This window comes from Bradyrhizobium sp. Rc3b, assembly GCF_900114915.1.
Taxonomy (GTDB): domain Bacteria; phylum Pseudomonadota; class Alphaproteobacteria; order Rhizobiales; family Xanthobacteraceae; genus Bradyrhizobium.
This window is the reverse complement of sequence record NZ_FOUS01000011.1, coordinates 182,667-196,433: the sequence shown is the minus strand read 5'-3', so window position 1 is coordinate 196,433 and position 13,767 is coordinate 182,667. Positions and strand designations below refer to the sequence as shown.

Here is a 13,767-nt window from a genome sequence, read left to right as displayed (position 1 = left end):
CTGTTCAAGAGCTTGCCTTCTGCGGCGAGCCGTCGTCGTCACCGAGATATTTGAACCAGTCCTTGGTGGCGTCGGCGATCTTGTCGACCGTCCACAGCGGCGCGTCCTTGTACTGATCCATCGACTTCAGCATCGTCGCGACGCCGTCCTCGAATTTCACCTTCGGCGTCCAGTTCAGGACCCGCTTGATCTCTGTGATGTCGGCGTAGGTGCAATCGGGCTCGCCCGGTCGCTTGGGAATGTGGACCTTGTCGCCGCCGAGAAGCTCGACCAGCCTGTTGACGCTGTAGGTGTTGTCGGAGCCGACGTTGAATATCTCGTGCGAGATATCGGAGCGCGCAGCGGTCACGAAGGCGTCCGCGACGTCGCTGACGAAGGTGAAGTCGCGCGTCTGCTCGCCGTCGCCGACCACGGTGAAGGGCTTGCCGGCGAGCTTCTGCGCCATGAACACACCGAACACGGCGCCGTAGGTGCCGGTGGTGCGATGGCGCGGCCCATACACGTTGAACAGGCGTAGCGCGACCGCAGGCAGCTTGTAGACCTGGCACCAGTGCATGACGCACTGCTCGCCGAGATTCTTGGTAAGCGCGTAGGGATACATCGGCCGGATCTCGGCGCTCTCCGGCGTCGGATAGACGTCGGGAATGCCGTAGCAGGACGACGAGGCGGCGTAGACGAAGCGCTTGACGCCGGCGTGCCGCGCCGCTTCGAGAACGTTGACCGTGCCGTCGACATTGGCGCGATGATAGGGGATCGGCGACTCGATCGAAGGAACGATGTCAGCCAGCGCCGCGAGATGGAAGACCCAGTCGATACCGTGAAAATACGGCTTGATCGACTCGAGGTCAGTGACGTCGGCCCGCACGACCTTCAACTGGCTCGAACCGGCGTGTGCGGCCAGATTCTCGGGCCGTCCGATGACGAAATTATCGAGCGCGATGACCTCATGGCCGTCGTCGAGGAGACGATCGACGAGGTGACTTCCAATGAAACCGGCGCCGCCAGTAACGATGCATTTCATGAGGAACATCCGTGACGCGAATGCCCAGCGAAACAGGCCCGCCAATGTTGAGTGAAACCCGAAAGCCGACTACCAGCCGCTCGCTGACTTTGCAAGTATTATACCTTTGCAATCCTTGGTAATAGCCGGTATCACCCGGTCATGTTGCAATCGAGCCGCCAGCCCATGCCTGCCGAGTCCGTCGATCCCGATCACAAGGCTTTCCTCGACGATTACGTGGGACGCCTCCATCGCGCGACGGCAGTCGACGTCGGCGTTTTCGCCGCAATCTCCGCGACCCGTGCCACCTGGTTGCGCGCGCGCGAGCAGGGCGGTCGCGTCATCTTCATCGGTAATGGCGGCTCGGCCGGCATCGCCTCGCACCTGGCGATCGATCTGGCGAAGAACGCGTCGGTGCCTGCGCTCTGCTTCAGCGACGCGAGCATGATGTCGTGCCTCGCCAACGATTACGGCTTCGAGGACTGGATCGCGCACGCCGTGCGGCTGAGCGCACGCGCCGGCGACTGCCTCGTTGCGATCAGCTCGTCGGGGCGCTCGAAGAACATCCTCAACGCGGTTGCGCAGGCGCGGACGATGAAGCTCGACGTGGTCACGCTGTCGGGCATGAACGCGGACAATCCGCTGCGCAATCTCGGCGACGTCAATTTCTTCGTCGACAGCCGCAGCTACAACATCGTCGAGACCACGCACCAGTTCTGGATGATGGCCGCGATCGACCTCGTGATCGGTCGCGCGGAATATCCGGCATCCTGAGGCGGGCATCCGATGCAGTCGCGGTTCAAACAGGCGGCCCTGTTTTCGGTAAAGCTGCTGCTGTCGATTGCCGTGCTGGTCTACATCGCGCGCGGTCTCGATCTGCAGCGGTTGCGCAGCCATCTCGTCTCGGTCGATCCTTTGCTGTTCGTCCTGGCGCTGACGTTGATTTTCTTCCAGACCTTCGTGCTCAACGGCCGGTGGGAGCTGATCATGCGCGCGCTCGGCGTGTCGCTGGACTGGCTCGCGGGCTGGCGGATCCTCATGATCAGCCTCTGGTTCAATCAGGTGTTGCCGTCCTCGGTCGGCGGTGATGCGGTGCGGATGTGGCTGCTGCGCCAGCGCGGCGTGCAGTGGCCGGAGGCGGTCAAGGGCGTTGCGGCCGACCGTTTCACGGCGTTGATCGGGCTGATCGCGCTGATGGTGGCCGGATTGCCGTTCCTGTTGTCTCGCGTGTCCGATCAGGCCGCGATCCTGGCCATCGGCGGGCTGACGCTGGCCGGCGTCGCCGGCACCGTGGTTCTGTTGACGCTCGACCGTCTGCCCAAGCGCCTCATCGCCCATCCGGCGATCGCAAGCTTTGTCCGGTTCGGAGCGCTGGTCAGGTTTCTCCTCCTGCAGTCCGAACGCCGTGCTTTGCTGTTCGGATCGGCGTTGCTCATCCATCTCGTGACCGCGGCGGCCTGCTTCGCCCTGGCGCGCGGTGTCGGAGCAAAGCTCTCGGTGGTGGATGCCGGTATCCTGATTCCGCCCGTGGTGCTGTTGACGGCGGTCCCGATCTCGATCAGCGGCTGGGGTGTTCGCGAGGGGGCGATGGTCGCCTGCCTCGGTCTGGCGGGTGTCCCTTCCGAGGAAGCACTGTCGGTTTCGCTGCTGCTGGGCGCCATCAGCGTGATCATCGGGCTCGTCGGAGGCGCGATCTGGTTGGCAAGTCCGGAGCGCGGATCGTATTCAGCGGACAAGGCCGCCAAGGCGGCGGAGGAAGCCCCCAGCTACGACGGGCTGGGCAAGGAAGTCTCGAGCCACCCATGACTCGCTTGAGCCCGTTGCTGGCGGTCTGGTCTTCACGGGGTGGGATTGCCTCACCCGATCGCGTATCTCATTTTTCGGTTCCACGATGAAAAACCTGTTCTACGTCCGCCATACCTGCCGCCTCTGCCATTCGGACAAGCAGGAGCTTGTCGTCCCGATGGCAGGCATGCCGATCGGCACGCCCAACTTCCAGGTCCCGGACGCCAGCGTCGACGATCCCGTGTTCCGCGCTGCGGTGCCGATGGCGCTGCATCTGTGCAGGGATTGCGGCCATCTCCAGATTCTCCATGTCGGTAATCCCGAGATCCAGTACCGCAACTACGTCTACACCACCTCGCTCTCGCTCGGCCTGCGCGAGCACTTCGCGGGCTATGCCAACGACGTCGTCAGCCGCTTCGGTGTCGCGCCGGGCTCGCTGGTCGTCGAGCTCGGCAGCAACGATGGATCGCTGCTCGGCTTCTTCAAAGAGCGCGGCATGCGGGTGCTGGGTGTCGATCCCGCTGTGGACATCGCGAAGCGCGCGACCGCGGCGGGGATCGAGACCATCGGCGATTTCTTCACCGATGCCATCGGTCACCGCATCCTGCATAGCCACGGCGCGGCGAGCGTCGTGATCGCCAACAACATGATCGCCAATGTCGACAATCTCGATCCGCTGGTGATCGGGGTTCGCGACGTGCTCGCGCCGGACGGATTGTTCGTGTTCGAAACGCAATATGGCGTCGACGTCACCGAGAAGAACCTGCTCGACACCGTCTATCACGAGCATCTGTCGTATTTTAACATCAAGCCGCTGATCCGTTTCTTTGCCCGGCTCGGCATGGAGTTGATCGACGTCCAGCACATCTGGACCAAGGGTGGCTCGATCCGCGTGACCGTGCAGCGTGCCGGTGGCGCCAAGAAGCCGTCGGCTGAGGTCGCGCGCTTCGTCGCCGAGGAAGAGCGGCTGGGCGTCGATCAGCCGGCCTATTATGCGCCCTATGTGAAGCGGATCGCTGCGATCCGCGACGAGCTGGTCGCGATGGCTGATGCCGCTCATGCGCGCGGGCAGCTCGTCGCCGGCTACGGCGTCTCGGTCGGCACCACGACGCTGCTGCCGCAGTTCGGCCTGGAGAAAAAGATCGACTTCCTGGTCGACGACGATCCCAAGAAGGGGAACGTGATGGCCGGCCCGGGTTACGACATCCCGATCCTGCCGCCTGCCGCCCTTTATGAGCGCAAGCCGGCGTTCGTCGTCGTCTTCGCCTGGCGCTATGTCGACCCGATCCGGGCCAAGCACGCCCGCTACTTCGCCGAAGGCGGAAAGTTCGTGGTGCCGTTGCCTGGCATTTCCATGGTCGAGCGGGCAGACTGACCCGCGCAATAGGGCCGAGGCGGACGCTCCGGGGGAGCGTCTGGGAGGAACCGGACGGGCGCTGCGATTGCGCCCTGAAAGGTGGGTGGATAAGCCTTTGATCCGGCTGGGCTCTGCTCTAGCGCCCGGGAAGGTCGGCCGGTCCAGTCGGGCCCTCTATATCTTGACCTTTGGTCCTATCCGCAGTAGATACCCCGCACTCGCAGCCGGCCCGTTAGACGCGGATCTCCGGCGCGGCTTTGAAATCCCCGAACAATCGAGCCCGGTTTCCGGCTCATCCTTCGAGACAGAGGGCTGGGCCAACGGCGGCTGTTCGGATCCCTGAAATTCATTCGCGTCTGTCGACGGACGTTGGACATCAAAACGATGGCAGTCAGCCCGTTCAAGTTCTTGCAGGAAGTGCGCTCGGAGACCGCCAAGGTCACCTGGCCGACCCGCCGCGAGACCACGATCACCACCATCATGGTGTTCGTCATGGTCGCCGTGGCCTCGATCTTCTTCTTCGCCGCCGACCAGATCATCCGTGTCCTCATCACTTACCTTCTGGGCATTCACTGATGGCAACCGCAACCGCTCAATTGTCCGACAAGCGCTGGTACATCGTCCACGCCTACTCGAACTTCGAGAAGAAGGTCGCCGAATCGATCCGCGAGCAGGCCAAGCAGCGCGGGCTCGAGGAGCTGTTCGAGCTGGTGCTGGTTCCGACCGAGAAGGTCACCGAAGTGCGCCGCGGCCGCAAGATCGACGCCGAGCGCAAGTTCTTCCCCGGCTACGTGCTGGTGAAGATGAAGCTGACCGACGAAGCGTTTCATCTGATCAAGAACACGCCGAAGGTCACAGGCTTCCTCGGCGCTGAAAACAAGCCGATGCCGATCTCGGAATCCGAGGCCATGCGCATCCTGCACCAGGTGCAGGAGGGCGTGGAACGGCCGAAAGCGTCGGTGTCGTTCGAGATCGGCGAGAACGTGCGCGTGGCCGATGGCCCGTTCGCCTCGTTCTCGGGTGTCGTCGAGGAAATCGACGAGGCGCGCTCGCGCGTGAAGGTCGCGGTGTCGATCTTCGGCCGTGCCACGCCGGTCGAATTGGAATTCGGTCAGGTCGAGAAGGTCTGACCGGGTAGCGCGTGAAGTCGAAAAGCTTCGCGCAAAGAGAGGCCGTGGGAGGGAGAGGGCGGTTGCCAGCCGCATCCGACCCAGACCACGAACCTGAAACCGCCGGCGACAGCCGGCACAACAGGAGTGATACATGGCAAAGAAAGTGACCGGATACCTGAAGCTTCAGGTCCCGGCCGGTGCGGCGAATCCTTCGCCCCCGATCGGTCCCGCGCTCGGTCAGCGCGGTCTCAACATCATGGAGTTCTGCAAGGCGTTCAACGCGCAGACCCAGAAGGAAGAGAAGAACACCCCGATTCCCGTCGTGATCACGATCTACGCCGATCGTTCGTTCACGTTCGAGATGAAGACCCCCCCGATGTCCTTCTTCCTCAAGCAGGCCGCCAAGATCCAGTCCGGCTCGAAGGCGCCGGGCCGTGACAAGGCCGGCAAGGTGACCAAGGCGCAGGTGCGCGAGATCGCCGAGAAGAAGATGAAGGATCTCAATTGCGATTCCATCGAGTCGGCCATGAAGATGGTCGAGGGCTCTGCCCGTTCGATGGGCCTGGAAGTGGCGGGGTAAGCGGTCATGGCAATCGGAAAGCGTTTGAACAAAGCCCGCGAAGGTGTTGACCGCGAAAAGCTTTACCCGCTCGCGGACGCCATCAAGATGGTCAAGGAACGCGCGAAAGCGAAGTTCGACGAGACCATCGAGGTCGCGATCAATCTCGGCGTCGATCCGCGTCACGCCGACCAGATGGTCCGTGGCGTCGTGACCCTGCCGAACGGCACTGGCCGTACGCTCCGCGTCGGCGTGTTCGCCCGCGGCGCCAAGGCCGATGAGGCCAAGGCTGCGGGTGCCGACGTCGTCGGCGCCGAGGACCTGGTCGAGAAGGTGCAGAACGGCTCGATCGATTTCGACCGTTGCATCGCCACCCCCGACATGATGCCGCTGGTCGGCCGTCTCGGTAAGGTGCTCGGCCCGCGCGGCCTGATGCCGAACCCGAAGATCGGCACCGTGACCATGGACGTCACCGGTGCGGTGAAGGGTGCCAAGGGTGGCTCGGTCGAGTTCCGTGTCGAGAAGGCCGGCATCCTGCAGGCCGGCGTCGGCAAGGCCTCGTTCACCGAGGAGAAGCTGGTCGAGAACATCAAGGCCCTGGCTGACGCTGTCACCAAGGCAAAGCCGGCCGGTTCCAAGGGCACCTACATCCAGCGCGTTGCGGTGTCCTCGACGATGGGCCCGGGCGTGAAGGTCGAGCCGGGCACCATTCTCGGCTAAGTCTGGAAATTGCATGAGGCGAGGGGCGGAATTGGGCAACCGATTCCGCCCCTCGTCGTTTGTGGCACGGCTCACCGGAAACAAGAACAATGGCTGACAAGGTCCTGATCTATTCGCGCTTTCCCAAGTCGATGATGGCGCGTTTCGCCGAGCGCTTCGAATTGCTCGACACCGGCGGCAAGCCCGCGGGGGAGGTGCTATCGGCCGACGAACTCGGCAGCGTCCGCGCGATGCTGACGGCGGGCGGCTCGCCGCTCGGTGCGGAGGCGATGGATCTGTTTCCAAAACTCGGCGCCATTGTCTGCTACGGCACCGGCTATGACGGCGTCGACCTGAAGGCGGCAGCCAGCCGCAATATCGCGGTCGCCCACAGTCCCGGCGCCAATGCGGCCTCGGTTGCCGATATCGCGATGACCCTGATGCTGGCGACGACGCGGCGGATCCTTGTGGCCGACCAATACGTCCGCAGCGGCGATTGGGCCGCCTCGAAGCAATCGCCGATGATGCGCCCGCAGGCCGGCATGCCCGGCCGCCGCATCGGCGTCTACGGCATGGGCGAGATCGGCCGCAAGATCGCGGCGCGCTGCGCCGCCTTCGAGAGTGAGGTCGGCTATTTCAGCCGCAGCAAATACGATCTGCCCTATCAATATTTCCCGACCCTGGAGGCGCTGGCCGATTGGTGCAGCGTGTTGATGATCGCGGTCCGGGCAGGGGCCGAGACTCAGCACGTCGTCAATGCCGACATCCTGGGGCGCCTCGGCGCCGACGGCTACGTCGTCAACATCTCCCGCGGCTCGGTGATCGACGAGAAGGCGCTCGTGGCGGCCCTGACCGACAAGACCATCGCGGGGGCCGGCCTCGACGTCTTCGAGAAGGAACCTCACGTCCCCGACGCGCTGACCGCGCTGCCGAACGTGGTGTTCGCCCCGCATATCGGCGGTCACACCCTCGATTCGCACGTCGCCATGCAGAACTGCGTGCTGGCGAACCTGACGGCGTTCTTCGAGGGCAAGCCGCTGCCTTATGCGGTCAAATCGGCCTGAATCGGTCCTTATCGGCCCGGGTCAAGCACCCGCGGCAACGGATTGGAACTGGTGTGAATTTTGCTCTTGGCAAGCAGGCTCCGAGCGGCTAAAGAACCGCTTCCGGACGTGCCGGCTTCGGCTGGCGCGTTCGTGCACGCATTCCGAAAACCGAAGACAGGAGATCATTCCTTTTCAGGACGTCCGCAAGGATTTGCCCGAAAAGGAAGAAAACCCATCGGCTGGTGGAGTGCGGGCAGAGGTCGGGCGGTTCGCCGGCTGACCTTGTCCTGTCCAAGACTGCAGGCGCCCGCGGGAAGTTTCGACTTCTCAACGGCTTAATCGCATGGCCTGCATAGACGGGTGAAGACCGGATTTCACTTCGCATCCAGCTTTAAGGGCTGGTTTGCGGAACGGGTCTGGTTCGGACCTCGACACGCCGTGGGCCCAAGGGCTCCCGGAGGGCAGGCTTTGAATCGTCGTCGTGCCCGGCGTGTCCGAAGGGTTTTGCCCCGAGGTTCAGGTTTGGGTGGGACGATGGGTGCAACCCGGCGGTCCCGCTTTTCGCGATGACCGCCAACCGGAGAGAGCTTGCTGTGGAACGAGCGGCAAAAAAAGAGGCGGTCGAACAGCTCAATGAGGTCTTCAAGACCACGAGCGTCGCGGTCGTTGCTCAATATTCCGGCCTCACCGTCGCCCAGATGCAGAAGCTGCGCCAGCAGATGAAGCAGGCGGGCGCTGCGGTGAAGGTCTCGAAGAACCGTCTCGCCAAAATTGCTCTTGAAGGCACTGACGTCGTTGCCATCGGCCCCATGCTGAAGGGACCGACCGTGATCGCCACTTCGAACGATCCGGTAGCGGCGCCAAAGGTCGCCATCGAATTCGCCAAGGCGAACGAAAAGTTCGTCATCGTCGGCGGCTCGATGGGGAAGACCGTCCTGAATGTCGACGGCGTGAAGGCGCTTGCCTCGCTGCCGTCGCTTGATGAACTGCGCGGCAAGATCGTCGGCCTGCTTGTGGCCCCGGCGACCAAACTCGCTCAGCTCGCCAATGCGCCCGCGGGCAAGCTCGCGCGCGTCATCCAGGCTCATGCCTCAAAGGGCGAAGCGGCCTGACGCCCTTCGCAAAACTCAAACCCGAACCAGACTTACACGTAAGGAAACTGAACAATGGCTGACTTGCAGAAGATCGTTGACGACCTCTCGAGCCTCACCGTGCTCGAAGCTGCTGAACTGGCGAAGCTCCTCGAAGAAAAGTGGGGCGTTTCGGCTGCCGCGGCTGTCGCCGTGGCCGGCCCGGCTGGTGGTGGCGCTGCCGCCGCTCCGGCGGAAGAGAAGACCGAGTTCACGGTCGTTCTCGCCAGCGCCGGCGACAAGAAGATCGAGGTCATCAAGGAAGTCCGCGCCATCACCGGCCTGGGCCTGAAGGAAGCAAAGGACCTCGTCGAGGGCGCGCCGAAGCCTGTCAAGGAAGGCGTGAACAAGGACGAAGCCGACAAGATCAAGGTCCAGCTCGAGAAGGCTGGCGCGAAGGTCGAGCTCAAGTAAGCACCGCTTACTGACGAGGTCTCGGGCGAGCGTAAGCAGGCCCGAGACCTTGGCTTGCCCTTCAAAAAGGGGTGGGCCTGATGCAAAAGGCGTGCGACGGAACGTCCCGACGCAGGCCGAACACGAAAAAGTGTGGGGATTTGAGGGTTCGCCCCTCGAATCTCCACTATTGTCGCCCCATATCGGTTCGGCAGCACGAAAGCGCGGTGGGCAGGGATGCCGGATTCCCTGTAAGCCGTTGGGAGAGCAGGCTATTTCGGGCTTTTGCAGTCCGTGAAGACGGTCGTTGTGACGGGCGGGCGCGCACCAGCGCCCCGCGCGTCGTTTTGCGTTTTGAAGGTCTGAAGAACAGATTCAGGACATTCTCGCCTGAAGCTGAGTCTCCGGCCCCCAAAACGGGTTCGAAAAATTCAACCCGGGGAGCGGTGGCAGCCGCGTCCCGGACGGTTCGCCCAGAGCGGGCGACGAAAATGAGAGGCCACGATGGCGCAGCAGACATTCACCGGTCGCAAACGCGTTCGCAAGTTCTTCGGACACATCAAGGAAGTCGCCGAGATGCCGAACCTCATCGAGGTTCAGAAGGCGTCCTATGACCAGTTCCTGATGGTCGATGAACCCCAGGGTGGCCGTCTCGACGAGGGTCTGCAGGCGGTGTTCCGCTCGGTGTTTCCGATCTCCGATTTCTCGGGCACCTCGATGCTGGAATTCGTCCGCTACGAGTTCGAGCAGCCGAAATATGACGTCGACGAGTGCCGCCAGCGCGGCATGACCTTCGCGGCTCCCCTCAAGGTGACGCTGCGCCTCATCGTGTTCGATATCGACGAGGAAACCGGCGCGAAGTCGGTGAAGGACATCAAGGAGCAGGACGTCTACATGGGCGATATCCCGCTCATGACGATGAACGGCACCTTCATCGTCAACGGCACCGAGCGCGTCATCGTTTCGCAGATGCACCGCTCGCCCGGCGTGTTCTTCGATCACGACAAGGGCAAGACCCATTCCTCGGGGAAGCTGCTGTTCGCTGCTCGCGTGATCCCGTATCGCGGCTCCTGGCTCGACATCGAGTTCGACGCCAAGGACATCGTCTATGCGCGTATCGACCGTCGCCGCAAGATTCCGGTGACGTCGCTGATGTTCGCCCTCGGCCTCGACGGCGAGGCGATCCTGTCCACGTTCTACAAGAAGATCCTCTACAAGCGGACCAAGGAAGGCTGGCGCGTTCCGTTCGACGCCAACCGTTTCCGCGGCTACTCGACCATCAACGACCTGATCGATGCCGACACCGGCAAGGTCGTGCTCGAGGCCGGCAAGAAGCTCACCGTCCGCGCCGCCCGCCAGCTCCAGGAGAAGGGGCTGAAGGCGCTGCGCATGGCCGATGAGGAGCTGGTCGGCAACTACATCGCCGAGGACCTCGTCAACCCGAAGACCGGTGAGATCCACGCGGAAGCCGGTGAGGAAATCACCGACAAGTCGATGAAGGTGCTCAACGAGCACGGCTACAAGGAATTGCCGCTGCTCGACATCGACCACGTCAATGTCGGCGCCTACATCCGCAACACGCTCTCGGCCGACAAGAACATGACGCGTGAAGACGCGCTGTTCGACATCTACCGCGTGATGCGTCCGGGCGAGCCGCCGACGCTGGATTCGGCGCAGGCCATGTTCCAGTCGCTGTTCTTCGACGCCGAGCGCTACGACCTCTCCGCGGTCGGCCGTGTCAAGATGAACATGCGCCTCGACCTCGATGCGCCCGACACCCAGCGCACGCTGCGCAAGGAGGACATCCTCTCCGTCATCAAGACGCTGGTGGACCTGCGCGACGGCAAGGGCGAGATCGACGACATCGACCATCTCGGCAACCGCCGCGTGCGCTCGGTCGGCGAGCTCATGGAGAACCAGTACCGCATCGGCCTCCTGCGCATGGAGCGCGCGATCAAGGAGCGCATGTCCTCGGTCGACATCGACACGGTCATGCCGCAGGACCTGATCAACGCGAAGCCGGCGGCTGCCGCCGTGCGCGAGTTCTTCGGCTCCTCGCAGCTCTCGCAGTTCATGGACCAGACCAACCCGCTGTCGGAGATCACCCACAAGCGTCGCCTGTCGGCGCTTGGACCGGGCGGTCTGACCCGCGAGCGCGCCGGCTTCGAGGTGCGCGACGTGCATCCGACGCATTACGGCCGCATCTGCCCGATCGAGACGCCGGAAGGTCCGAACATCGGCCTGATCAACTCGCTCGCGACCTTCGCGCGCGTGAACAAGTACGGCTTCGTCGAGACGCCGTATCGCAAGGTCAAGGACGGCCGCGTCACCGACGAGGTCGTGTACCTCTCGGCGATGGAAGAGGGCCGCTACACGGTCGCGCAGGCCAACGTGCCGCTCGACCCGAAGGGCCGCTTCACCGAAGACCTCGTGGTCTGCCGTCACGCCGGCGAAGTCTTGCCGGTGACGCCTGACAAGGTCGACTACATGGACGTGTCGCCTAAGCAGCTGGTTTCGGTGGCCGCGGCGCTGATCCCATTCCTCGAGAACGACGACGCCAACCGCGCGCTGATGGGCTCGAACATGCAGCGTCAGGCTGTGCCGCTGGTTCGCGCCGAGGCCCCGTTCGTCGGCACCGGCATGGAAGGCGTGGTTGCGCGTGACTCGGGTGCTGCGATCGCGGCCCGCCGTTCGGGCGTGATCGACCAGATCGACGCCACCCGCGTCGTCATCCGCGCCACGGAAGATCTCGACCCGACCAAGTCGGGCGTCGATATCTACCGCCTGATGAAGTACCAGCGCTCGAACCAGTCGACCTGCATCAACCAGCGTCCGCTGGTGAAGGTCGGCGACATCGTCAAGAAGGGCGACATCATCGCCGACGGTCCGTCGACCGATCTCGGTGAGCTCGCGCTCGGCCGGAACGTGCTCGTCGCGTTCATGCCGTGGAACGGCTACAACTTCGAAGACTCGATCCTGCTCTCCGAGCGGATCGTGAAGGAAGACGTGTTCACCTCGATTCATATCGAAGAGTTCGAGGTGATGGCTCGCGACACCAAGCTCGGACCCGAGGAAATCACCCGCGACATTCCGAACGTCTCGGAAGAAGCGCTGAAGAACCTCGACGAAGCCGGTATCGTCTACATCGGTGCGGAAGTCCGCGCCGGCGACATCCTGGTCGGCAAGATCACGCCGAAGGGCGAGAGCCCGATGACGCCGGAAGAGAAGCTGCTGCGCGCGATCTTCGGCGAAAAGGCTTCCGACGTTCGCGATACCTCGCTGCGCGTTCCCCCGGGCGTGCAGGGCACGATCGTGGAAGTGCGCGTGTTCAACCGTCACGGCGTCGACAAGGACGAGCGTGCGCTGGCGATCGAGCGGGAAGAGATCGAGCGTCTGGCCAAGGACCGCGACGACGAGCAGGCGATCCTGGACCGCAACGTCTACAACCGTCTTGCCGAGCTCCTCGAGGGACGGCAGGGCATTGCCGGCCCGAAGGGCTTCAAGAAGGACACCAAGATCACCCGTGCGGTGCTCGAGGAGTACCCGAAGTCGCAGTGGTGGCTGTTCGCCTCGCCGAACGACAAGCTGATGGCCGAGATCGAGGCCATGCGGAAGCAGTACGACGAGTCGAAGAAGGGGCTTGAACAGCGCTTCCTCGACAAGGTCGAGAAGCTTCAGCGCGGTGACGAATTGCCGCCCGGCGTGATGAAGATGGTCAAGGTCTTCGTCGCGGTGAAGCGCAAGATCCAGCCCGGCGACAAGATGGCCGGCCGCCACGGCAACAAGGGCGTGGTGTCGAAGATCGTGCCGATCGAGGACATGCCGTTCCTCGAAGACGGTACGCACGCCGACATCGTGCTCAACCCGCTCGGCGTGCCTTCGCGCATGAACGTCGGACAGATCCTCGAGACCCATCTCGGCTGGGCCTGCGCCGGCCTCGGCAAGCGTATCGGCCAGACGGTCGATGCTTACCTGTCGAAGCAGGACATCAAGCCGCTGAAGGAAACCTTGAAGAAGGTCTACGGCGAGGACGAGACGATCAAGTCGCTCAACGACAACGAACTGATCGAGCTCGGCCACAATCTCAGCCGCGGCGTGCCGATCGCGACGCCGGTGTTCGACGGCGCCAAGGAAGCCGACATCGAGGAGATGCTGAAGCTTGCCGGCCTGGACGCGTCGGGTCAGTCGACCGTCTATGACGGCCGCACCGGCGATGCCTTCGATCGCAAGGTGACGGTGGGCTACATCTACATGCTCAAGCTGCACCATCTGGTCGACGACAAGATCCATGCGCGTTCGATCGGTCCGTACTCGCTCGTCACCCAGCAGCCGCTGGGCGGCAAGGCGCAGTTCGGCGGCCAGCGCTTCGGCGAAATGGAGGTGTGGGCGCTCGAGGCTTACGGCGCGGCGTACACGCTCCAGGAGATGCTGACGGTGAAGTCGGACGACGTCGCCGGCCGTACCAAGGTGTACGAGGCGATCGTGCGCGGCGACGACACGTTCGAGGCCGGTATTCCGGAATCGTTCAACGTGCTGGTCAAGGAAATGCGCTCGCTCGGCCTCAACGTCGACCTGCACAACTCCAAGATGGGACCGGCACCGACGTCGGAAGCGGCCGAGTAATTCGACCTGTCATGCCCGGCCTTCGCGGCCGGGCACCGGCGCCCCGTCCGAGGCCTTGAGGGC

General features: G+C 63.4%; 12 protein-coding genes. 11 read left to right on the top strand and 1 reads right to left on the bottom strand.

Annotated elements, in window-relative coordinates:
• Positions 1 to 4: 4 nt before the first annotated feature.
• Entirely contained in the window at positions 5 to 1,021 is a 1,017-nt protein-coding gene (locus BM190_RS26030) for an SDR family oxidoreductase (RefSeq protein WP_092260401.1), read from the bottom strand.
• A gap of 165 nt (positions 1,022 to 1,186) precedes the next feature.
• On the opposite strand from BM190_RS26030, the gene BM190_RS26025 reads away from it, so the two are divergent.
• The 11 genes from BM190_RS26025 (at position 1,187) to rpoB (ending at position 13,704) form a co-directional block, all read left to right on the top strand.
• Positions 1,187 to 1,774, top strand: coding sequence for an SIS domain-containing protein (locus BM190_RS26025; RefSeq protein WP_244550731.1), 588 nt, complete (start codon positions 1,187 to 1,189; stop codon positions 1,772 to 1,774).
• A 12-nt stretch (positions 1,775 to 1,786) separates the two neighbouring features.
• Positions 1,787 to 2,806: a lysylphosphatidylglycerol synthase transmembrane domain-containing protein gene (locus BM190_RS26020; RefSeq protein ID WP_092260229.1), complete on the top strand. Its 1,020-nt coding sequence runs from the start codon at positions 1,787 to 1,789 to the stop codon at positions 2,804 to 2,806.
• 85 nt (positions 2,807 to 2,891) lie between these two features.
• A complete protein-coding gene (locus BM190_RS26015; protein ID WP_092260227.1) occupies positions 2,892 to 4,160 on the top strand; it encodes a class I SAM-dependent methyltransferase in 1,269 nt (422 codons plus the stop codon).
• 366 nt (positions 4,161 to 4,526) lie between these two features.
• The gene (secE, locus tag BM190_RS26010) at positions 4,527 to 4,718 is read left to right on the top strand and encodes a preprotein translocase subunit SecE (RefSeq protein WP_026202711.1); all 192 of its coding nucleotides are present in this window, start codon (positions 4,527 to 4,529) and stop codon (positions 4,716 to 4,718) included.
• Positions 4,718 to 5,272, top strand: coding sequence for a transcription termination/antitermination protein NusG (gene nusG / locus BM190_RS26005; RefSeq protein ID WP_008136441.1), 555 nt, complete (start codon positions 4,718 to 4,720; stop codon positions 5,270 to 5,272). The genes secE and nusG overlap by 1 nt, the downstream gene beginning before the upstream one ends.
• 133 nt (positions 5,273 to 5,405) lie before the next feature.
• A complete protein-coding gene (rplK, locus tag BM190_RS26000; protein ID WP_006611824.1) occupies positions 5,406 to 5,834 on the top strand; it encodes a 50S ribosomal protein L11 in 429 nt (142 codons plus the stop codon).
• Between the two features lie 6 nt (positions 5,835 to 5,840).
• Positions 5,841 to 6,533: a 50S ribosomal protein L1 gene (gene rplA, locus BM190_RS25995; RefSeq protein ID WP_018322253.1), complete on the top strand. Its 693-nt coding sequence runs from the start codon at positions 5,841 to 5,843 to the stop codon at positions 6,531 to 6,533.
• 89 nt (positions 6,534 to 6,622) lie between these two features.
• Positions 6,623 to 7,576, top strand: a complete 954-nt coding sequence (locus tag BM190_RS25990; protein WP_092260225.1) for a 2-hydroxyacid dehydrogenase — start codon at positions 6,623 to 6,625, stop codon at positions 7,574 to 7,576.
• A gap of 575 nt (positions 7,577 to 8,151) precedes the next feature.
• Entirely contained in the window at positions 8,152 to 8,670 is a 519-nt protein-coding gene (gene rplJ, locus BM190_RS25985) for a 50S ribosomal protein L10 (protein ID WP_018322254.1), read from the top strand.
• A 54-nt stretch (positions 8,671 to 8,724) separates the two neighbouring features.
• Entirely contained in the window at positions 8,725 to 9,102 is a 378-nt protein-coding gene (gene rplL / locus BM190_RS25980) for a 50S ribosomal protein L7/L12 (RefSeq protein WP_018322255.1), read from the top strand.
• A 483-nt stretch (positions 9,103 to 9,585) separates the two neighbouring features.
• Positions 9,586 to 13,704 carry a DNA-directed RNA polymerase subunit beta gene (gene rpoB, locus BM190_RS25975; RefSeq protein ID WP_018322256.1) on the top strand — a complete coding sequence of 1,373 codons (4,119 nt, stop codon included), beginning with the start codon at positions 9,586 to 9,588 and terminating at the stop codon, positions 13,702 to 13,704.
• Positions 13,705 to 13,767: the final 63 nt, after the last annotated feature.

What these genes read in the sequence shown, in the direction of transcription:
- BM190_RS26030 (WP_092260401.1), bottom strand. Translation starts at nt 1,021, where the DNA reads ATGAAATGCATCGTTACTGGCGGCGCCGGTTTCATTGGAAGTCACCTC.
- BM190_RS26025 (WP_244550731.1), top strand. Translation starts at nt 1,187, where the DNA reads ATGCCTGCCGAGTCCGTCGATCCCGATCACAAGGCTTTCCTCGACGAT.
- BM190_RS26020 (WP_092260229.1), top strand. Translation starts at nt 1,787, where the DNA reads ATGCAGTCGCGGTTCAAACAGGCGGCCCTGTTTTCGGTAAAGCTGCTG.
- BM190_RS26015 (WP_092260227.1), top strand. Translation starts at nt 2,892, where the DNA reads ATGAAAAACCTGTTCTACGTCCGCCATACCTGCCGCCTCTGCCATTCG.
- secE (WP_026202711.1), top strand. Translation starts at nt 4,527, where the DNA reads ATGGCAGTCAGCCCGTTCAAGTTCTTGCAGGAAGTGCGCTCGGAGACC.
- nusG (WP_008136441.1), top strand. Translation starts at nt 4,718, where the DNA reads ATGGCAACCGCAACCGCTCAATTGTCCGACAAGCGCTGGTACATCGTC.
- rplK (WP_006611824.1), top strand. Translation starts at nt 5,406, where the DNA reads ATGGCAAAGAAAGTGACCGGATACCTGAAGCTTCAGGTCCCGGCCGGT.
- rplA (WP_018322253.1), top strand. Translation starts at nt 5,841, where the DNA reads ATGGCAATCGGAAAGCGTTTGAACAAAGCCCGCGAAGGTGTTGACCGC.
- BM190_RS25990 (WP_092260225.1), top strand. Translation starts at nt 6,623, where the DNA reads ATGGCTGACAAGGTCCTGATCTATTCGCGCTTTCCCAAGTCGATGATG.
- rplL (WP_018322255.1), top strand. Translation starts at nt 8,725, where the DNA reads ATGGCTGACTTGCAGAAGATCGTTGACGACCTCTCGAGCCTCACCGTG.
- rpoB (WP_018322256.1), top strand. Translation starts at nt 9,586, where the DNA reads ATGGCGCAGCAGACATTCACCGGTCGCAAACGCGTTCGCAAGTTCTTC.